Genomic DNA, 20833 nt, shown 5'->3' on the forward strand with positions numbered 1-20833 from the left:
CGACACTGATCAACACTCACGATCCTTCGAGGATTCCTCCTCTCAATGGGCCCGGATGAAAGTCCGGGCCCTTTCGCCGCGCGCGTGAGTGGCCGCGACGCAGTGAGCAAGCGTCGTCGGCACGAGCCTTGGCCGATCAGATCGGCGTCTTGAATCCCATGGCCCTCACTGCACACCACCCTGCGGCACCCTCGAAGATGCCGAAGGCGCCACCCGCGGTTGCACCGAGCCCGGTGTAGAGCGCCCACTCCGCGCCCTGCGTCCACCACCACCCGAGCAGTGCGAGGCCCGCCACGAGCGAGGCCGTTCCGATGAGAAGCCGCACAGCCTTGCCCTTCGCATTGATGTTGCATTGCATGAGGGGATCCTCGTTCGTGTGTGTCCGCGGTCGTCGCTTCGTTCGCTCGAGTGTCTCGTCGTTCGCGTCAGAACGCGTCGCGGCTTCACTGTCGGACTTGAGAGCCTGAACCGAAATGCAGGCCGCACGGGCGGACATTCGCGCGGCGGGTGATCCACGCTCGCGGCCCCCTCCTTCATCGGCACCGGGGCGCACGCCACGGCGCCGCTTCTCAGAAGAGGCAGTTCTTCGGTGTGCGCGGGAAGGGAATGCAGTCGCGGATGTTTCCGAGGCCGGTCGCGTAGGAGACGGTCCGTTCGAAGCCGAGCCCGAACCCTGCGTGCGGCACCGTTCCGTAGCGGCGCAGATCGCGGTACCACCAGTACGCCTCCTTCTCAAGCTTCATCTCGTCGATGCGGCGATCGAGCACATCCAAGCGCTCCTCGCGCTGACTGCCGCCGACGATCTCACCGATGCCCGGGGCGAGAATGTCCATCGCCGCGACAGTGCGCTCGTCGTCGTTCAGTCGCATGTAGAAGGCCTTGATCTCCTTCGGGTAGTTCATGACGACCACCGGGCGCCCGACGAGCGTCTCCGTCAGGTAGCGCTCGTGCTCGCTCTGGAGGTCGATGCCCCACTTCACGGGGAACTCGAAGGAGTGTCCGCCCGCCACCGCCTTCTCGAGCGCCTTGATCGCGTCGGTGTAATCCATGCGCTCGAAGCTCGCCTCGACGAACTTCTCCAGGCGCTCGATGCAGCCCTTGTCGACGCGCTCGGCGAAGAAGCGGAGATCATCGCCGCGCTCCTCAAGCAGCGCGCGGAAGATCGACTTGAGAAGGCCCTCGGCCAGCGCCGCATCGGCGGCGAGGTCGGCGAAGGCGATCTCCGGCTCGATCATCCAGAACTCGGCAAGATGACGGCTGGTATTCGAGTTCTCGGCGCGGAAAGTTGGACCGAAGGTGTACACCTTGGAGAGCGCCAGGCACCAGCACTCCACATTGAGCTGGCCGCTCACGGTCAAATGCGACTCGCGTCCGAAGAAGTCCTGCGAGAAGTCGACTCCTCCCTCCGGCGTGCGCGGCAGGTTGGCAAGGTCGAGCGTGGAGACGCGGAACATCTCTCCCGCTCCCTCGCAATCACTCGCGGTCACGATCGGCGTGTGAATCCAGAAGAAGCCGTTCTCGTGGAAGAAGCGGTGGGTCGCCTGAGCGAGCGAGTTTCGCACGCGACCGAGCGCACCGAAGGTGTTCGTGCGCGGACGCAGGTGCGCGACTTCGCGCAGGAACTCGTAGGTGTGCGCCTTCGGCTGAATCGGATAGGTGTCTGGGTTCTCCACCCAGCCGTGCACGCGAAGTTCATCGACTTGGAGTTCAAGCGCAGGGACCTTGCCCTGCCCCGCGACGAGTTTGCCCGCCGCTTCGATCGAACACCCCGCCGTCAGGCGCGCCACTTCGCCTGCATAGTTCGCCAGCGTGTTCGGGACCACCAGTTGCAGCGTGTCGAAGCAGCTTCCGTCGGAGAGGCTCACGAAGGAGATGCCCGCCTTCGAGTCGCGTCGCGTGCGAACCCATCCGCGGACCACCACGCGCGGCGGCTCGATCACGGTGGGGTTGCGCCTGATCTCCGCCACCGACAGCACCGGGAGCGATGGATCGATGGCCGCCGGAGACTCGGGGTGGCGGGTCACGGCGAGCGGTCGCGCGGCAACGGGGGGTGTGGCAGGGGTCATGGAACGACCATCTTGGAGGGTGACGGAATCGCCCGCAAGCATGAAGAGGCGAGCGGCCGAGCTCAGGTGTGCTTGGTCCGTTGCCGAGAACTTCCGCAGATGGGTGCGGGCCTGTCCGCCGTTTTGGCAGCCGCTCCGGGGCCTGCCCGCGCCACCATCATGCAGGGGCCTGTGCTCCTCCCGCGCAAGGCCATAGGAAGCGGAGGAAGTGGATTTCCTGGGCGCCCTTCATTGGGGCAGGGTGGCACGGCAGTTGCGTCTCGACCGGCTCATGCACTTCGGCTCCGGCCATTCGATGCCCGCCCCGACCTCGCCATCGAGGCTCAGTCTGCTCATTGCCGACGGGGCCTGGCAGGACGATAGCTTCGCCAGGCAGCTTCCACCGCTGCTGGCGCCGCTGGGCGTGCGCTGCGTTGCGGCTCGATCGGCCTCGGAGGCGGACCGTGTTGTTCGACGCGAGCCTGTGCACATTGCAGTCGTCGATCTCTCCATTCCCATCGATGATCCCCCGGGTCGGCACGAGGCCGCCGGTGGTCGCGTCATCGAATTGCTGCGCCGCATGCAGCGGCCGCCCGCGATGGTGGTGGTGCGGCCGAAGTCGCCCTCGCTCCGCGAGCATCGCCAGGGATTGATGGATGCACTCGCCTGGGGCGCGTTCGCGGTCGTCGATCGCCCCGTGCCCGTCGAGCAACTCCTCCATGTTCTGCACGCCGTGGTGGCGCGTCGCTTCGGCGACCGCTGGCCCGGCGAGATCGCGTGATTCGTCGTCACACCATTGAAGTCACTTTGCACCACCAGGAGATCTGAAGATGAAGGTTCGTCCGCTCGGAGACAAGATCCTCGTTCGTCGCGACGAGGCCGCCACCAAGACTGATTCGGGCATCTACCTGCCCGAGAGCGCCAAGGACAAGCCGAAGCAGGGCAAGATCATCGCCGTCGGCGATGGCAACCTGAATCGGGAGACCGGCACGCGCCTTCCGTTCACGGTGAAGAAGGGCGACAGCGTCATCTTCTCAAGCTACGCCGGCACCGAAGTGAAGATCGACGGAGAGAACTTCCTCATCATGACCGAGGACGACATCCTCGGCGTCATCGAGGGTTGAGTCGAGCATCCGCGCCGCGGTCGGACCCCGCACGGTCCCCGGCGCTTCGCATCCCACGCGCCTCTGGCGTATTCAAGGAACTGAACCATGGCAGCCAAGCAGATTGCATATGACAACGACGCGCGCGAGCGCATTCTTCGCGGCGTGCAGAAGCTCGCGAAGGCGGTGAAGGTCACCCTCGGCCCCTCAGGTCGCGTGGTGGTCCTTGAGAAGAGCTTCGGTGCACCGACCGTCACCAAGGACGGCGTCACCGTGGCCAAGGAGATTGAACTCGACGACGCCTATGAGAACATGGGCGCGCAGATGGTGAAGGAAGTTGCCAGCAAGTCCAGCAAGGACGCTGGCGACGGCACCACCACCGCCACGGTCTACGCCGAGGCGATCTTCCAGGAGGGCCTCAAGAACATCACCGCGGGCGCCAACGCGAACGCCGTGAAGCGCGGCATTGATGCTGCGGTCAAGACTGTGGTCGAGGAACTCGGCCGCCTCAGCAAGCCGATCAAGAACTCGACCGAGATCGCTCAGGTCGGCACCTGCTCAGCGAATCAGGACACCACCATCGGCAAGATCATCGCCGAGGCGATGGACAAGGTCGGCAAGGATGGCGTCATCACGGTCGAAGAGGGCAAGAGCCTTGAGACCGAGGTCGAGCTGCTCGAAGGCATGCAGTTCGACAAGGGCTGGCTGAGCCCGCACTTCGTGACCGATCCGGCCAGCATGGAATGCGTTCTCGAGGACGCCTATGTGCTCATCCACGAGAAGAAGATCTCGAGCGCGAAGGACCTCCTTCCGGTGCTCGGCAAGGTGGCCGAGAGCGGGAAGAGCATTCTGATCGTCGCCGAGGAGATCGAGGGCGAGGCGCTCGCAACGCTGGTGGTGAACCGGCTGCGCGGCGTGCTCAAGGTCTGCGCCGTCAAGGCACCGGGCTTCGGTGATCGTCGCAAGGCGATGCTCGAGGACATCGCGGTGCTGACCGGCGGTCAGCCGATCATGGAGGAGCTCGGCATCCAGCTTGAGAATGTCACGGTCTCCGAACTCGGCCGCGCCAAGAAGATCACCGTCTCGAAGGACGCGTGCACCATCGTCGAAGGTGCCGGCAAGACGAAGGACATTCAGGGCCGCATCGAGCAGATCAAGTCGCAGATCGAGGCGACCTCGAGCGACTATGACCGCGAGAAGCTCCAGGAGCGCCTGGCCAAGCTCGCCGGCGGCGTGGCGCAGATCAATGTCGGTGCCGCGACCGAGGTCGAGATGAAGGAGAAGAAGGCGCGCGTTGAAGACGCCCTGCACGCCTGCCGTGCAGCGGTCGAGGAGGGCATCCTCCCCGGCGGCGGCGTGGCCGTCCTGCGGGCCCGCAAGGCGCTCGAGAAGCTTCGCAAGAACCTCTCCGGCGATGAGCGCGTCGGTGTCGACATCGTGAATCGCGCCCTCGCGGCACCCATCAAGCAGATCGCCGCCAACGGTGGTCTCGACGGTTCAATCGTCGCGCAGAAGGTCGAGGAGTCGACCGACGCGAACTTCGGCTTCAACGCAGTCAGCGGAACCTACGGTGACCTGGTGAAGGCTGGAGTGATCGTTCCCACCAAGGTGGAGCGGGTCGCTCTTCAGAACGCCGCGAGCATCGCGGGCCTTCTGCTCACCACCGACTGCGCCATCACCGAGATCAAGGAGAAGAAGGCGAAGGCGGCGGCCCCGGCGGGCGGCGGCATGGATGACATGGACTACTGATCACCTGATCAGGAGATTCGCGAGGAGAGAAAAGGAAAGGGGCCAGCCACAAGGCTGGCCCCTTTGTCATGCGTGCTCGACGCGCTTCGAATCGGGCCCGAGAGGGGCGGACCCGATGTGTGTTCCGGTTCAGGAACCGGTGACGAAGTCGCGGCCCAGGATGCCATCCGTCGTGAAGACGTGATAGCTGGTGTTGACCTGGTCGTCGTAGCGGGCGGGCAGCGTGTAGTAGCCGCCGTATCCGGTCCACGGACCGGTCGGGATGTTGCGCACCCAGAGACCCGGGTTCACGATGCCGGGCTGACCCTGATTCTGGGCAAAGACCTGCTGATCGGCGTTCATCGCCGCCGCGACACCTTCAACGCGCACGCTGCCGTCGAAGAAGAGCGTGGCGGGCGCCGAGTTGTAGGCGAGGTTGAAATACCAGGGCTCCTGCGTGCCGGTGAAGTTGCCGTTGTACTCACCGCCCTGCTGATTCTGAAGCCAGTGATGCTCGAGCATGCGGGTCTTCAGGTCGGGGTAGGAGGCCTGGCTCACGCTCGGGCTGCGCCACGCCGACTTCGACTGTGAGCAGGGAATCCTGAAGCCCTTTGCTGAGAAGACATCGGGTGACCACATCGCCGCCGGGCTGAAGCAGTACGAGGTGAAGACGATGTTGTCCTGCACATCGGAGAGGTAGGTGAAGTCATCACCGCGGGCGAACGCGCACTCCGCGCGAGTCAGCAGCACCTTGTCCTTCGGTGCATAGAAGGTGCGGTCGTAGAACTTGCCGCCCACATAGTTGTTGAAGCTCTGGCAGTTGCCCATGCGCCAAGAGCCGAAGCCAGTGGCGTTCCCCACACCGCACTGCGTTCCAAACTGGAAGGGCCAGGTGACCACCCAGTTGCCAGCTAGGCCCACGCTGATGCCGCCGCACGGGAGCCAGTAGCCCCAGAGGCCGGCCTGACCGGTGGGCGGGCAGTATCCACCCCAACCGAGAACGGTGCTCGCGGGGCAGCCGCCGGTGGCCTGAACATACTCGGCAAAGCAGCAGGAGTTGCCGTACTGCCCGACATCGTCGGCCGAGAGGGTCCACTGCCGATCGTTCCAGGCTGCGCCATAGTTGGCGCACGCGGTACCCATGTTGCGGAGATTGCCGAGGCTCTGGGTGAGCATGGCCGCTTCGCGCGCCTTGCCGATGGCAGGCACGAGAAGCGCGATGAGCAGGGCGATGATCGTCACCACCACGAGCAACTCGATGATGGTGAAGCCGCCTGTGCGCCTTCGGTGCGAACGGGTTTCCAACATGATCAATGTCCTTTCTCGGCAGTGTGCGCAATGCAGCGCGAAGCCGAAGAAGAGAATCCTGGGCGACCCACGCCGACGCCCTGGCTCGCAGGATCGAGAAATGGTGGCGTTCCTGCGAAGTTCGACAGGCCCCCTCGCGGGGAGCCCGACGCCAAGACAAAGTGTATCTCCGGTCTCAATCAAAGCGAGGCTGGCCTCCTCAATTGAAGGAGGGAGACCCGCTCGGATTGGTGCTCACAGCGGTCCGACGGGATCGCCTCGATCGCACGGCGCACGAGTTATAAGGATCTGTTGTCTATGATCTTATGATCGAAGACCTTGGTTGCAACGAACAAGGGCCAGCCCGAAGGCTGGCCCCTGTGACATGCACTGCGAACGCGACTGGAACCGGGCCCGAGAGGGTCGAGCCCGGCTTGTCCACCGGTTCAGGAACCGGTGACGAAGTCGCGGCCCAGGATGCCATCCGTCGTGAAGACGTGATAGCTGGTGTTGACCTGGTCGTCGTAGCGGGCGGGCAGCGTGTAGTAGCCGCCGTACCCGGTCCACGGACCGGTCGGGATGTTGCGCACCCAGAGACCCGGGTTCACGATGCCGGGCTGACCCTGATTCTGGGCAAAGACCTGCTGATCGGCGTTCATCGCCGCCGCGACACCTTCAACTCGAATGCTGCCATCGAAGAAGAGCGTGGCTGGTGCCGAGTTGTAGGCGAGGTTGAAGTACCAGGGCTCCTGCGTGCCGGTGAAGTTGCCGTTGTACTCACCGCCCTGCTGATTCTGAAGCCAGTGATGCTCGAGCATGCGGGTCTTCAGGTCGGGATAGGAGGCCTGGCTCACGCTCGGGCTGCGCCACGCCGACTTCGACTGTGAGCAGGGAACCCTGAAGCCCTTGGCGGAGAAGACATCGGGTGACCACATTGCCGCCGGGCTGAAGCAGTACGAGGTGAAGACGATGCCATCGGCGATGTCGTTCAGGATGGTGAAGTCATCGCCGGTGCTGAAGGCACACTCCGCGCGAGAGAGCAGCACCTTGTCCTTGGGAGCGTAGAAGGTGCGGTCGTAGAACTTGCCATTCACATAGTTGTTGAAGCTCTGGCAGTTGGCCATGCGCCAAGAGCCGAAGCCGGTGGCGTTGCTCACGCCGCACTGCGTTCCGAACTGGAACGGCCAGGTGACCACCCAGTTCCCCGCATTGCCCGAGCTGATGCCGCCGCACGGCAGCCAGTAGCCCCAGAGGCCCTTCGTACCAGAGGGCGGGCACTGTCCACCCCAGCCAAGGACGGTGCTCGCGGGGCAGCCGCCGGTTGCGGCGACATATTCGGCGAAGCAGCAGGAGTTGCCGTACTGTCCGACATCGTCGGCCGAGAGGGTCCACTGCCGATCGTTCCAGGCTGCGCCATAGTTGGCGCACGCGGTGCCCATGTTGCGGAGGTTGCCGAGGCTCTGGGTGAGCATGGCCGCTTCGCGCGCCTTGCCGATGGCAGGCACGAGAAGCGCGATGAGCAGGGCGATGATCGTCACCACCACGAGCAACTCGATGATGGTGAAGCCGCCCCTCGAGCGGGGGTTCAGTCGAAGGTTTTCGTTCACGATGAGACTCCTCAAATGCGGCGCGATGGCCGTAGCACCAGCACGACGGCTGGCTGACTGACAGGATGCTCGATTGAGCACCGACACCTCGCAGGCGTGAGACATGACGGCAAACCTGCGGACACTCTCAGGCCTCAGTGGCAGAGGCCTGTTGCCGAGTTGAATGAAGGCGCCGAGCCTGACGACAGCTCGACTCAGACACCCCTATGTCCGAGCCCGGGCCATGCTCCGGTTGCACCCTTTACGCTGGCATGTGGAATCGGCTCCAAAGAGGGGTCGCTCCAGAGTTCCAGGACCCTTCTCGCTCGGTCACCCTTGCCGTCCTGCAAGATCTCAAGCGCCTTGGTGATCGCCACCCAGCGGTGGTCCGCAGCCGTGTTGGCCGACCCATGTGATCTCTGGAAACGGTCCATGAAGCCAGCAAGATCCAGCACTTTAGCCCTGTTTTCCACGAAGTATGCGTCCAAAACATCGCTTGCGGCTGGTCTATCCATAGTGTTCACCGGGATCGGTCAATTCTCGTCATCGAGCGCGATTCATCAGCCAAAGTAGGTCAAATGTCGTCAAGAAGCCTTCTTCAGGTGGCGATCGGTGATCTTCTCGAGGTCCCCGATCGCCTGACGGAGGGCCGAGCGATCGATGGAGTTGGCGTCGCGCGCGGCACCGATGCCTTGGAGGAGAGTCACGCAAAGCTCACCACCAAGGTGTTCTCGGAACTCATTGAGGCCAGCCTCGAGACTGGGCGCGAGCAAGAGCGGATGCCATGTCGGAAGCCCAAGCGCGGTCAGGCATGCGATGACGCGCACACCGTCACTCTCGGGAAGCCACCCTATCCGGACGGAGTAGAGCGTGTCGAGCGCTACTCCGATGGCCACCGCCTCGCCATGGGTGACCTGATGATTCGAAAGTTGCTCGAGCTTGTGCGCTGACCAGTGCCCGAAGTCGAGAGGTCGAGCTCGCTCCGACTCGAAGGGATCGCCGCCTTGCACGATGTGGTCAAGGTGGAGTTCGGCACAGCGCCGAATCACCGGAAGAGCCGCCTCTTCATCGCGGTCGCGAATGCGCCCCGCCTTCGCCTCGATCTCCTCGAAGAAGTCGCGGTCCTTCAGAAGCGCGATCTTCACCGCCTCGCTGAAACCACTCCGCCACTCTCGATCAGCGAGGGTCAACAGGAAGTCAGCATCGTTGAGCACGGCCCAAGGCACGGCGAAGGTGCCCTCGAAGTTCTTCTTGCCGAAGCGATTGATGGCGTTCTTCACTCCGAGGCCGGCATCATCCTGGGCCAGAACCGTCGTGGGGATCCGAACGAGCCGCACGCCTCGATGCGCCACCGCAGCGCCGTAGCCGACGGCATCTAGGACCGCGCCGCCACCGATGGCCAGCACCCAGCTCCGCCGACAGATATGGTGCTGATCGACCACCTGCACCACCAGGTCGGCTACGGAGCGATCGTTCTTGCTCGCTTCGCCGCCGGGCACGGGATAGAACCCGACCAGCCGTGGCGCAGAGGCGTCAAGCTCCAGTCGTTCACGAAGCTCGCGCTCGAGCGTGGGGCGGGCGCGAAGCACACCATCGTCCACGAAGGCGACGACCCTCGGCTCGCCCCCGTTGAGGGCCTGGGTGAGCGCGTCGTTCTCGGCGCGGAACAGCCCGCGGGTGAATGAGACCCGATGGGTGAACTTGACTGAGAAGGGGGAGTCCAAGAAGCGCTCGGGAAGCTGAATCTGATGAATGCGACGGAGTCGGTGCGAGACCGAGGGCGCTCCGCCAAGTGATGAGGATAGACGCGACTCATGCCGTCAGGCCGCGAGTCGCGCGGTCGTTGCGAAGAAGCCCGTGACAGTTCACTTGATCGGCGCAGCCCGCTCGCGCTTCCGGACAGAGCGCTCCCCATCGCTCGGGGCTTGGCCGCTCGCAGGCTCACGAACGCCAGGCTCGGGCGTGGCCGCTCCTGGGGCCTCGGCAGGTTCGGGACCCTCCGACGCATCTCGACGCGCTGGGGTCGGCCGCTCGCCGAGCACCGCGCGGGTTTGCACAGTGGTGCCCTGTCGCAGTGCCGTCACGACGATCTCACTTCGAGGCTGCCGCTCGCCAATCTCTCGAATGAACTCGGTCGGGTTCTCGACTTCGAAATCGTCGAGCTTCAGGATCAGGTCACCCGCGCGAAGTCCCGCGTTCCATGCAGGTGTGTTTGGCGCGACATGCGAGAGAAGCGCGCCCCGAAGCGCTCGATTGCCTTGCACGGCCGGGGCGACACCGACCCCGAGCCAGCCCCGCTGCACATGGCCTCGATCGATCAGTTCAGCAGCCACGCGCTCGACCATGGTCGCAGGAATCGCGAAGCCGACGCCATGATTGCCGCCGTCGGTGCTCGAGATCGCCGTGTTGATGCCGACAACACGGCCATCGAGATCCACCAGCGGTCCACCGCTGTTGCCGGGATTGATGGCCGCATCGGTCTGAAGGAAGTTCTCATAGGTCGCGAGTCCCATGCCGGAGCGACCCTTCGCGCTGATGATGCCTGCGGTCAGCGTCTGCTCGAGACCGAAGGGATTGCCGAGCGCGAGCACCCACTCGCCCGGCTCGATCGCCTCCGAATCACCGAAGCGGGCGGGCACGAGCCCGCTCGAATCGACCTTGAGCACGGCGAGATCGGTGTCGGGATCGACGCCAACGACGCTCGCCTGGAGCTCGCGGCGATCCATCAATCGAATAATGATCTCGCTTGCACCCCGCACCACATGGAAGTTGGTGACGATGAAGCCATCGTGCGTGATGATGACCCCGCTGCCCTGGCCTCGACGGTCGGGTGCGCGCTGTCCGGGCGGAAGGCCCGGCATGGAGCTCCGATCGATGGTGGTCACCGACACCACGGAGGGTGCCAGCTCACGCGCCACTTCACGAAAGGCGTGCGAGAGGGTTCGGGCGAAGCGGAGTTCTTCACGCGCGGAGCGGGGAGGATCGGCGGAGCTTCCGGCCGCTGCTGCGGAGGTGGTCGCCGCGCCTTGAATCGGGGGTGGTGCGTCGGGGGCCGCAAAAGCCAACCCGGAACCGATCGCCAGCATCGCGACGATCGGAACTGCACGCGGCATGTGTGCGGGCCGATAACTCTCGAACGGTGTGCGAGGAGGACGACCAGTCAAGCACTTGTTGTTCAGAGAGTTGGGCATCGTTCGGCACTCCTCTGGGCAGATTCCGACGGGAGCAAGGGTGGGAATCCTTCCGTTCCAGCGCGGACATCGTCATTACAGACATACGCCACTTGGGATTCCCCGGTGAGTGCCTTCAGGGGGGGCGGAGCGACGGCAGTGATGATGGCGTGACGAGCGCACCCGTTGCTCTCGGCTTCGTCCGCTGTTGTCGGAAGGGTGGCTGCCGCTCGGCCCATTCATTTGGATTCGATTCAGATTGTCATAGATCGAGCCAAGTCGATCTTCCCGACCTGCGATCGAGTGATGGGGTCAGTAGCGTGCCGAGCAGCATCGGCCCGCGGTTGTGTTGCTTTCGCACGGCAGTGCCTGGCGTTCAATGAGGTGAATGCCGCGCGCGAGCCAATGCCCGCGGGCGGTCCTGATTCACCCCCCGCAACTCCATCCCCCCATAGCCCCATTTCCCCCATCCCCCCTTGACGAGCAACCCGATGACCGAGTGCGGACATGAGCATGAAGCAGGAGAGAATCTTCCTCAGCGGCACAGCGCGCTCAAGCGGACAGAGTCGAACCGTCGTTGTACGAGCGGCGCGGTGAGTTTGGCGACGCGAGTGAGCGGCGCCGCGCTCACACGAGGGTTCGCTCGTTGCCGGAGTGCGACGGCGCCATGCGGCGCGATCGCGATGTGGATGATTGCGCTCACGATGCTGGCCAGCGCGCCGGCGTCGCCGCCCGTGGGTGACCCGCCACCGGGCTGGAGCAAGGGTGACACGGCTCGACTTCGCGTAGTCGGCCGTCACTCGAGCGGCCTCTTCGACAAGGCCAGTTCGGAAATCGCCGCGTATCACGCGCCCACGAGGCGGCTCTTTGTCGTCAACGGCACGGTCGGGCTCGATGTTCTGGACCTTGCGAATCCGGCGGAACCGGTGCGAGTCGATGCCATTCGCCTTCGCAGGCCAACCAGTGTCGCGGTGCACGGCGATCTCGTGGCGGTTGCGGCAATGGGACCAGCGCCTGGAGATCGCGGAAGCGTGAACTTCTACGACCCCTCGGCCCGCGTGCTGCGGCGCATGGTCGTCGGCTTCGGCCCGGACATGATCTGCTTCACTCGAGATGGCAAGACCCTGCTCGTCGCCTGCGAAGGCGAACCCTCGCTCCGCGATCGCGAAGTCGATCCGCCGGGGACAATCGCGTTCATCGATCTCTCCAAGGGTGTCGAGCAGGCGACGGTCACCGAGGCGGGATTCGGGGCGTTTGAGCCGCAGCGCCAGGCGCTGATCAATCGCGGGCTTCGCGTGGTCTCGCCAGGGCGGTCGCTGGCGCAGGACCTCGAGCCTGAGTACATCGCGCTCTCGCCGAACGACCGCTGGGCCTTCGTGACCTTGCAGGAGAACAACGCCATTGCCATCGTCGATGTCACGGAGCGGAAGGTGGTCTCGATCGAGCCTCTCGGCTTTCGCGATGCCATGACTCCAGGCATGGGACTTGACGCAATTGCCGACGGGGTCGCCAATCCAGCGCCGGTGCCGGTGCTCGCCATGTTCCAGCCCGATGCGCTGGTCGCCTTCGAACATGAGGGCGCACTCTGGCTGGCGACAGCGAATGAAGGCGAGGCGCGCGAGGGAACCATCGATGAGGCCATCACGCTCGATCAGGCGCGAGCGATGGCAAGCGGGGGCGAGGCGAAAGCGATTCCCGAAGGGAGATTGCTCGTCTCCAGTGTGCCTGCACCGGCGACATTCGGCGGCCGCTTCTGCGCATTCGGCACGCGCTCCATGTCCCTGTGGCGCGTGGATCTTGCCGCGATCGGTGCCGCACCCGAGCGTCCAGCGATTGTGTTGGCGTGGGATTCGGGTGAGATCATCGAGCGCATGGTCGCGGAGCGCACGCCGGCGCTCTTCAACGCCGATCACCGTCGAACGGCCAAGGTTGATGCGCGAAGCCTCTCCAAGGGGCCTGAGCCAGAGGGGGTGGCGCTTGCTGAGATCGATGGCCGACGCCTGCTCATCGTGACTCTCGAGCGCAGCAGCGGAGTGATGATCTTCGACGCGACCGATCCGGCCGCCCCGAAGTTCGCCGGGTACGCGAACCCGCGAGCGGCCGAGGTGGATCTCTCGATTGACCTCGATGGCGACGGAGTGCCGGACCACTTCGCCGCCGCGGGCGACCTCGGACCGGAGGGCGTTCACTTTCTACCCGCCAGCGTGAGCCCCACCGGTCGGCCACTCCTGATCGTCTGCAACGAAGTGAGCGGAACGACCACGCTCTTCGAGGTCATGGTCGAGTAGAGGCTGGATTCAATCGGTGGGCGGCCAGGACCCATCCCCGCGCCGCGGCTGCAGGGCCTACGCTCTCCCCGTGCTTCGATTCAACGCCGTCGGTGTGTCGCCCCTCGCCATCGCGCTGCTCTGCGCCGTTTCGCCGCTTCGCGCCGAGACCGTCACGCCGTTGGGCCAGGGCGAGCCATCTGCAGCACGGTCGAGCGGCTCACCAGACACCGCGGCTCATGACCAACCCGGGGGATCGAGTGAGACTCCCGCGACAGCGTTGATCGATTCTTCCAGCACCGCGGATCAGGAGCGGCCTGCGGGCGCGAGCGAGACGCCCGACACGGCAGCGCCCGCGACCGAGGCGCCGCCGGCGAAGGTCGATCCGCTCCGCGACGCGGGTGTGGCGCCGGAGGTCCGACGCGCCGCGATTGCCGAGCGCGCGAAGGCCAGCGGTCGCAGCGAGGTTGTCGAGACGCTCGCGGTCATCGAAGCCTGTGACGGCTGCCCCGGCCAGCGCGACCTCGTTCGGTTGCTGGCTCTTCGCGACGCCGCGGAACTTGCCGATGAAGTGGTGATGAAGGAGCTCATTGAAGCGGCATCCTCCGAGCGTCCCGAGCGCGTCAGGATCGCTGCGGCGCGCGCCATCAATGTCGTTCCCGAGGAAATGCGCCCGCCGGAAGCGGCGCGCTTCGCGGTGCAGCGCGTGGAGATCGTCTGCGTTCCCGGCCAGATGCGCTGGGAGCCGAAGGACATCTCTGTCACAGCAGGCACCGTCGTCGAGATCGCCATGCGCAACGACGACACGATGCAGCACAATCTTCTCATCATCGCGCCAAGTTCGCTCTCGGAGATCGGCGTGGCCGCGGATCGCATCGGTACGACGCTGGCGGGCAAGGAGCGCGAGTATGTGCCCGACTCCCCCAAGGTGCTGCATGTGATGGGGCTTGTCGATCCCGGCGAAACGGGTCTGCTCTGGTTCTTCGCACCGACGCGGCCGGCGACCTATCCGCTCGTCTGCACCTACCCCGGCCACTGGCGCTCGATGAACGGCCGAATGCGCGTCACGAGGCCGGCGATCGAGGCGCCGTGATGAGTGGCGCGCTCGGCGTGTGAGCGGCAAGCGGGCCTTCGCGATCAGTGGTCTCCTGGTGGGACTCGTCTCGCCGGCCCTCGATCGACTCACGGATGATCCAGCCCCGCGCCTGGACGCTCGCGTTGTAGGCGTCGCTGAGCAGTTCGAGGACGAAGCCACTCGCCAGCACGAAGAGCGCCGCGAGAAAGAGCATCACGGCGATCAGGAACGGCGGTCGGGTTCCCATGTCGATGCCATGCACCAGCCGCTGGTAAAGCAGTACTGGCATGATGATCGCGTCGATGGCGAGAAGCACCAGTGCAATTCGACCGAAGAGATACATCGGACGGCTCTTGAAGCTCGACTGGAACCAGAGCATCACGATGTCGATCAGCACATCGAGTGTGCGATTGAGACCGTAGTGGCTCTTGCCTCCGAAGCGCGGTGCGGCGTTGACATCCACTTCGAGCACGCGCCCGCCTCGAAGCCAGACCATCGCCGGCAGGAGTCGATGCTGCCCCGCTCGAAGTCGCAGCGAACGCGCGAGATCGCCACGCAGACACTTGAAGCCGCCCATGTCGCGGACGGGGCACCCGGTCACTCGCCGCAGGAGCCAGTTCGCCATGCGGCTCGGGACCATCCGAAAGAGCGTTGACTCGGGGCGCCCGCAGCGTCGACCGGAGACAAGATCGTTGCCCTGCTCGGCGTGGGCGATGAGCGTGGGAATGTCCTCGGGGCGATTCTGAAGGTCGCCATCGAGAACGACCACCCACTTTCCTCGGCTCTGCTGAATGCCCGCATCGATCGCCGCGCACTGGCCCATGTTGCGGGCGAGGCAGAAGGCTCGAAGCGCTGGATAGCGCTCGGCGAGTTGACGCAGCTTCGACTCCGTCGAATCCTTCGAGCCGTCACTGACGACGATGATCTCGTAGGAACGCCCAAGCGATTGGAGGGCCAAATCCGCGCGCCGCACAAACTCCTCGACGCACTCCTCCTCGTTGTACATGGGCGTCACCGTAGAGACGGTCGCGCGATCGCCAACAACGCTCATGCAGGAAGTTTACGCTCCGCGCACGGTCGAAGTGCGCGGCATCGATTGCCTCCGCGTTGCCGGGCGAAGGCCGCGCGGGCGTTGGAGCAGTCTCTTAGCATGGGAACCATGGCGCCCCCGTCCACCCAAACACCGCCGCGCGATCTCTGCGTGGCGGTGTGCACCTTCAACAGCATGCGGACGCTTCCGCGGCTCATCGATTCGGTGGACGGGTGGTCGGCGCGCGTGCTGCTGGTTGACTCAGGGTCAACCGATGGCACCGTCGACTACGGACGCGGGCGCGGCTGCGAGGTCGTGCACCGCGCGTGGGAAGGCATGTTGAGCCAGCGTGCATTCTGTCTCGAGCAGGCTGCGGCTCACGCGTGGATCCTCCTTCTTGACTCCGATGAGAGCGTGGAGCCCGATCTGCGTCAGGCGATCGAGCGGATGCTCAACGACGACGCAACTGGCGCCCCGGGCGCCGTGCCCTTCGATGCATTCGATCTCAATCGCAAGGTCTTCTTCGAGGGGGGGTGGCTCCACCACACCTTTCAACCGGAGTATCGAGTGCGCCTCGTCCGAGGTGGTCGCGGCCGCGTGGCTGGCAGTGGGCCGACCGGGCGCGGCATTCACGATCGAATCGAAGTGCAGGGTGGCGTCGGTCGACTGACCGGCACGCTGCGTCATGACTCGTGGTTCGATCTCGAGGACTTCTGGACCCGCTCCATCCGTTACTCGCGCGATGCGGCGCGGACCGGCGAGCGCGGCGGTGGTGTCTTCGACATTCTCATGCGCCCGAGTCTCGCGTTCCTGAAGCAGTATGTGCTGCGCCGCGGCTTTCTCGACGGCCGGCGCGGCTTCATGATGGCCTCGATGCTGGCGACCGGCAACGCCATGAAGCAGATCACCATCGCCATGCATCGGTGGCGCGGCACAGGGCACGACCGGATCACCTGAGAACGGCGCGGATCGGGCTGGCGTCGCAACCCTCGAGCTTCAGCGGAAGGCCGATGAACTCGTAGGTGCCCGCTGGCACCTCGCGAAGAACGAGCCCTTCGATGATGGCCATGGTCCGGGCCAAGCAGCGTGCATGCGCAGGGAGATCCTTCGAGTCTGCGGTATCGACCGAGGGCGTGTCGACTCCGAGCAACTTGACACCACGGTCGGCGAGATGATCGATGAGCGCGGGATCGATCCCGAGGAAGTTCGGTGCCCACTGTTCCGCGTCGGGCGACGAGCTCGTGCGCAGCAGAATGCGAGCCGCGTCGATGGGCGCGGAGCCGAGGTCGGCGATGGTCACCCGTGGGTGGCCTCGCGCGCCCGCGGCTGAGACATCGATGACGCGGCAGGGGCCGAGATAGAGATCGAGCGGCATCGCGTCGATGGTTGCGCCATCGCGACCGTAATGACTCACGGCATCGGCATGGGCGCCGAGATGCACGGTGCTGCGAATGGTCGAGAGCGTGATGTGATCGCCGCGCTGCATCTCCATGAGGACCTCGCGCGCAAATGGCGTGTCGCCGGGAAAGACGGCGAGCCTCGGCGAGATGAGCGGAGAGATGTCAATCAGCGGTCGCATATCAAGATCAGCTTCGAGCGAACACGGCCCACACGAAGAGCAGCAGGAGGAGCGCGATCACAAAGAGAACGGCCGAAGCGCCGATCATCAGCGCGCGATCCTGGCGTCGGGCCCGTTGCCGCGCGTCGTCGTACGGAATGGTCGAGAAGCTGACCATGTCGTAGAGCGGCTGATAGTGGTTCGGAAGAAGACCGTGCAGCGTGTGATCGATCTTCTTTCGAAGATGGAAGAGTCGGCTGGCCGTCTTGTCGCGCATCTCGATGAAGTTGGCCAGCGCCAGGTCGGCAATCGCATTCGCGTGGCGCATGCGACGCTCCTGATAGTGGGCGAGGGCCGAGGGGATGTCGTTCTTCGAGTCGTCGAGGGCCGCGACCAGTGCGACCGCGTCTTCAAAACCACAGTTCGCGCCCTGGCCATAAAAGGGCACGATGGCATGCGCCGCATCGCCGATCAGGGCGGTGCGTCCGTCCCAGACCCACGGCGCGCAGCGGATTGTCACCATGGTCCCGATCGGATTGGCGTCAAAGTCGCTTGCCAGGGTCGGCATCATGGTCAGCGCGTCGGGGTAGTGGGCTCGGAAGTACTCCGTTGCCGCCACACCGTTACGAATCGAATCGAACGATGGTTGATCGCTGCCGGCGGGTGAGCGGAAAGGCCAGAAGAGCGTGCAGGTGAAGCTCCCCTCGGGGTTGGGAAGTGCGATCATCATGCTGCCGCCGCGGGGCCAGATGTGAAGGGCCTGCGGCTCCATGGCAAAGGGCGCATGCGGTGCCACCGCATGGGCGTCGGCATCCTCGGCAAGCGCTGGAATCGTGAGCTCCTTGTAGCCGTGGGTCAGGAACGACTGCTGGTAGTCGAAGCGCTCATTGCGTTGCATGGCGGCGCGAATGGCGGAGTAGGCGCCGTCGGCGCCGATGACCATGTCCGCCTCGATGCGCTCCTGCGCCTGCGTCGGTTCGTGCAGGAAGCTCACCGCCGGTCGTGTGAAGTCGACTTCGAGCGCCCTCCGGTCGAAGCGAATCTCGACGGATGGCTGCGCCGCCGCGGCTTCAAGGAGGAGCATGTTGAGTCTCGAACGGCTCACGGAGTGGATCGCCCTCGTGGGATCGCGGCTGTAGGGCTGGAAGAAGGGAGCGCCCGTGTGTGGATGAATCATGCGCCCCGGCATCCGGATCGCACGCTCGCGGAGCCGGTCACCAAGCCCCGCGCGGTCGAGGGCGTCGAAGCCTCGTACGGAGATCGCGAGATTGATCGATCGACCCGCCACGGCACCTCGAGCGCGGGGGTCGGAGCGGCGCTCGACCAGCAGCACCTGCCAGCCGCGCGTGCCCAGTTCATGAGCCAGAAGCGCTCCAACGAGGCCGGCGCCGACGATCAGCACTCGGGGCATGGCGGCGGAGAATACGGGTGGGAGTGAGGCGGAGGGAAGCGCACGAAGTCACCAGAGAGAAGGAGCGAGCGCCAAGCGGCGCGGGCCCGAGCGCCACCTATTCGGCGGCGAGCGCGTCAACGAGTCGCCAGACTTCCTCGAATGAGTTGTAGAGCGGCACTGGTGCGGCGCGGAGAATGTCGGGCTCGCGCTTGTCCAGCCAGAAGCCCCGGTCCGCAAGATCTCTCTGGCGATCGGCGGCATCGCCTTGCACGCGCAGCGAGAGTTGGCAACCGCGAGCCTCGGCATCGGCGGGTGTGATGACGGTCACTCCGCGCGGCGCCCGCTCGCGGAGCAGGTAGTCGAAGTATCCGGTGAGCACGCGGCTCTTGCCACGGAGCGCCGCCACACCGCCGGCTTCATCGAAGAGCGCCAGTGATGCAATCACTGGAGCCATCGAGAGAATGGGCGGGTTCGAGAGCTGCCAGCCATCGGCGCTCGGTCGCGCGACGAACTCCGATTCCATGCGGAATCGCGTGTCCGGGTCATTGCCCCACCATCCGGCGTAGCGCGGAAGCGTCGTGTTCTGCGCATGTCGGCGATGAATGAACGCGCCAGCCACGGCGCCGGGACCCGAGTTCAAGTACTTGTAGCTGCACCAGCAGGCGAAGTCGACACCCCACTCGTGCAGTTGGAGAGGGACATTGCCGACAGCGTGAGCAAGGTCCCAGCCGGCGACAGCACCGACGCGCTGCGTCTGCCGCGTGATGGCCGGAATGTCGAACCACTGCCCCGTCGTGAATCCGACACCACCGAGAAGCACCAGCGCGAGTGAATCGCCGAGCCGCTCGATCTCCGCCACGATGTCCTCGGTGCGGAGCAACACTTCGCCCTGCCGTGGCGTGAGCTTCACCACGGTGCGCGCGGGGTCGAGGCCGCGCGACGCCACATGGGTCTCAATCGCGTAGTGATCACTCGGGAACGCGCTCGCCTCCATCAGGACCTTCGTGCGCGGCCCCGCTGGTCGATAGAAGCTCACCATCATCAGGTGGAGGTTCACGGTGAGCGTGTTCATCATCACGACTTCATCGGCGTGGCCGCCGACCAGCCGCGCTCCCGGCTCGGCGAGCGCCTCGTGGTAGCGGAGCCAGGGGCGTCGCCCCTCGAGGTGACCTTCGACACCGAGTTCGGCCCAATCCTCGAGCACCTCCGTCACCAGCGATCGGGCATCCACCGGCATCAGGCCGAGCGAATTCCCGGTGAAATACGCGACTCGGGAGCCATCGGGCCGGCGCGGACAGGCGAAGCGACCTCGCATGGATGCGAAGGGATCAATCGAATCCATGTGGCGGGCGAAGTCGCGCGAGACCTCGAAGTCTCGCGCCGCAATGTCGAGCGAAGCGGGCATCGTGGTCATCGTGGTGCGTCTCGCGGCGGGGCAGTGGTGGTCGTGTCGGGAGCGGGCGACGACCGCGGCGGCGCATCCATGGCAAGGAACTCAAGTGCCGTTCCACCGAGCATGCGAGCGAGGTCACCCTCGGGCAACTCCAGCGAGCGAAGGAGTTCGCCCGGACGCGCCTCTCCGAGCGGGAACGGGTAGTCGGATCCGAGGGCGAGGCGTCGAGGCCCTGCAACATCGATCAGGAACCGAAGGGCCCGCGCATCGTGCACGAGCGTGTCGAAGTAGAGGCGCCGCGCGGCCTCGCGCGGTGGCGTGGTCGTGTCCGTCTGGCACAGGTCGGGGCGCTCATCGAAACCCTTCTGAATGCGGCCGAGCGTAAAGGGGAAGCTGCCGCCACCATGCGCGAAGCAGAGGCGCAGCGTCGGGAGCGCATCGAGCATGCCGCTCATCACGACGCTCGCCACCGCCAGCGCCGTTTCCGCAGGCATGCCCACAAGCCATGGGAGCCAGTAGGTCGGCATGCGATCGCGGCCGACCATTTCCCACGGGTGAATGAAGATCGCGGCGCCGCGGACGGCCGCATGAGCGAAGAAGGGGCGCAGCAGCGGATCGCCGAGATTGGTGCCGTTCACATTCGAACCGATCTGCACCCCCGGGAGTCGAAGCTCGTCGAGGCATCGATCGAGTTCGCGGCAGGCGAGTTCGACATCCTGCATGGGGACCGTTCCAAGCGCGGCGAAGCGATTGGGGTGCGCGGCGACCACCCCCGCGATGTGATCGTTGAGCATCCGCGAGAGGTCAAGAGCGTCCGGCGCCTTTGCCCAGTAACTGAACATCACGGGCACGGTCGAGAGAACCTGGAGATCCACACCCGACTCTCGACAGTCCGCGAGGCGCCGCTCCGGACTCCAGCAGCGATCGTCAATCTGCCTGAAGACTCGATCGCCGACGATCATGTTCGCACGGCATGGCGCGACATGGTCCAGCCGAACGAACCCCGGGTAGCCGTACTTCCTTTCAAGGTCCTCCCAGTGCTCCGGGAGAATGTGCGTATGCAGGTCGACGGTGCATGGGCGAGAGCGACACACGGGAGAGCACAGCGTACGCATGAGGGCACTTGGCCGCATGTTCCAACGAGTGGTTCGCGGCCGCTCACGCGGGTCACGACTGGGACGACTCGGGTCCCTCGCTG

General features: G+C 65.1%; 17 protein-coding genes. 6 read left to right on the top strand and 11 right to left on the bottom strand.

What is annotated here, in order from left to right; all coding sequences use genetic code 11:
- Window positions 1-136: 136 nt before the first annotated feature.
- Together KF724_11700 and asnS are read right to left on the bottom strand one after the other, a co-directional pair.
- Window positions 137-358, bottom strand: a complete 222-nt coding sequence (locus KF724_11700) for a DUF2892 domain-containing protein (GenBank protein ID MBX3356348.1) — start codon at window positions 356-358, stop codon at window positions 137-139.
- 211 nt (window positions 359-569) lie between these two features.
- Window positions 570-2066 (bottom strand): asparagine--tRNA ligase, encoded by a 1497-nt coding sequence (gene asnS, locus KF724_11705; GenBank protein MBX3356349.1) that lies wholly within the window; start codon window positions 2064-2066, stop codon window positions 570-572.
- A 295-nt stretch (window positions 2067-2361) separates the two neighbouring features.
- On the opposite strand from asnS, the gene KF724_11710 reads away from it, so the two are divergent.
- From KF724_11710 to groL, 3 genes are all read left to right on the top strand, one after another.
- A complete protein-coding gene (locus tag KF724_11710) occupies window positions 2362-2826 on the top strand; it encodes a response regulator transcription factor (GenBank protein MBX3356350.1) in 465 nt (154 codons plus the stop codon).
- 49 nt (window positions 2827-2875) lie between these two features.
- On the top strand, window positions 2876-3169 hold the full coding sequence (locus KF724_11715) for a co-chaperone GroES (GenBank protein ID MBX3356351.1): 294 nt from the start codon (window positions 2876-2878) through the stop codon (window positions 3167-3169).
- An 87-nt stretch (window positions 3170-3256) separates the two neighbouring features.
- Window positions 3257-4897 carry a chaperonin GroEL gene (groL, locus tag KF724_11720; protein ID MBX3356352.1) on the top strand — a complete coding sequence of 547 codons (1641 nt, stop codon included), beginning with the start codon at window positions 3257-3259 and terminating at the stop codon, window positions 4895-4897.
- 129 nt (window positions 4898-5026) lie between these two features.
- On the opposite strand, the gene KF724_11725 is transcribed toward groL, so the two are convergent.
- The 4 genes from KF724_11725 to KF724_11740 form a co-directional block, all read right to left on the bottom strand.
- On the bottom strand, window positions 5027-6184 hold the full coding sequence (locus KF724_11725) for a type II secretion system protein (protein ID MBX3356353.1): 1158 nt from the start codon (window positions 6182-6184) through the stop codon (window positions 5027-5029).
- Between the two features lie 425 nt (window positions 6185-6609).
- Window positions 6610-7875 (bottom strand): type II secretion system protein, encoded by a 1266-nt coding sequence (locus tag KF724_11730; protein MBX3356354.1) that lies wholly within the window; start codon window positions 7873-7875, stop codon window positions 6610-6612.
- Window positions 7876-8333: 458 nt separating this feature from the next.
- Window positions 8334-9503 (bottom strand): 3-dehydroquinate synthase, encoded by a 1170-nt coding sequence (locus KF724_11735; GenBank protein MBX3356355.1) that lies wholly within the window; start codon window positions 9501-9503, stop codon window positions 8334-8336.
- A 111-nt stretch (window positions 9504-9614) separates the two neighbouring features.
- Window positions 9615-10862 carry a trypsin-like peptidase domain-containing protein gene (locus tag KF724_11740; protein MBX3356356.1) on the bottom strand — a complete coding sequence of 416 codons (1248 nt, stop codon included), beginning with the start codon at window positions 10860-10862 and terminating at the stop codon, window positions 9615-9617.
- A gap of 650 nt (window positions 10863-11512) precedes the next feature.
- Between KF724_11740 and KF724_11745 the strand changes: the two genes are divergently transcribed.
- Together KF724_11745 and KF724_11750 are read left to right on the top strand one after the other, a co-directional pair.
- Entirely contained in the window at window positions 11513-13207 is a 1695-nt protein-coding gene (locus tag KF724_11745) for a choice-of-anchor I family protein (GenBank protein ID MBX3356357.1), read from the top strand.
- Window positions 13208-13277: 70 nt separating this feature from the next.
- Window positions 13278-14279, top strand: a complete 1002-nt coding sequence (locus KF724_11750; protein MBX3356358.1) for a hypothetical protein — start codon at window positions 13278-13280, stop codon at window positions 14277-14279.
- Here KF724_11750 and KF724_11755 read toward each other — a convergent pair.
- A complete protein-coding gene (locus KF724_11755) occupies window positions 14251-15312 on the bottom strand; it encodes a glycosyltransferase family 2 protein (protein ID MBX3356359.1) in 1062 nt (353 codons plus the stop codon). The two genes, KF724_11750 and KF724_11755, sit on opposite strands and share 29 nt — an antisense overlap.
- A gap of 108 nt (window positions 15313-15420) precedes the next feature.
- Between KF724_11755 and KF724_11760 the strand changes: the two genes are divergently transcribed.
- Window positions 15421-16248 (top strand): glycosyltransferase family 2 protein, encoded by an 828-nt coding sequence (locus tag KF724_11760; GenBank protein ID MBX3356360.1) that lies wholly within the window; start codon window positions 15421-15423, stop codon window positions 16246-16248.
- On the opposite strand, the gene KF724_11765 is transcribed toward KF724_11760, so the two are convergent.
- The 4 genes from KF724_11765 to KF724_11780 form a co-directional block, all read right to left on the bottom strand.
- The gene (locus KF724_11765; GenBank protein MBX3356361.1) at window positions 16241-16870 is read right to left on the bottom strand and encodes a cyclase family protein; all 630 of its coding nucleotides are present in this window, start codon (window positions 16868-16870) and stop codon (window positions 16241-16243) included. The two genes, KF724_11760 and KF724_11765, sit on opposite strands and share 8 nt — an antisense overlap.
- Window positions 16871-16877: 7 nt before the next feature.
- On the bottom strand, window positions 16878-18260 hold the full coding sequence (locus KF724_11770) for an FAD-dependent monooxygenase (protein ID MBX3356362.1): 1383 nt from the start codon (window positions 18258-18260) through the stop codon (window positions 16878-16880).
- 97 nt (window positions 18261-18357) lie between these two features.
- Window positions 18358-19656, bottom strand: a complete 1299-nt coding sequence (gene kynU / locus KF724_11775; GenBank protein MBX3356363.1) for a kynureninase — start codon at window positions 19654-19656, stop codon at window positions 18358-18360.
- Complete coding sequence (locus KF724_11780; protein ID MBX3356364.1) at window positions 19653-20729, bottom strand: amidohydrolase; 1077 nt, start codon at window positions 20727-20729, stop codon at window positions 19653-19655. Before KF724_11780 ends, kynU begins: the two co-directional genes overlap by 4 nt.
- Window positions 20730-20833: the final 104 nt, after the last annotated feature.

It is taken from the genome of Phycisphaeraceae bacterium, assembly GCA_019636735.1.
Lineage (GTDB): Bacteria > Planctomycetota > Phycisphaerae > Phycisphaerales > SM1A02 > VGXK01.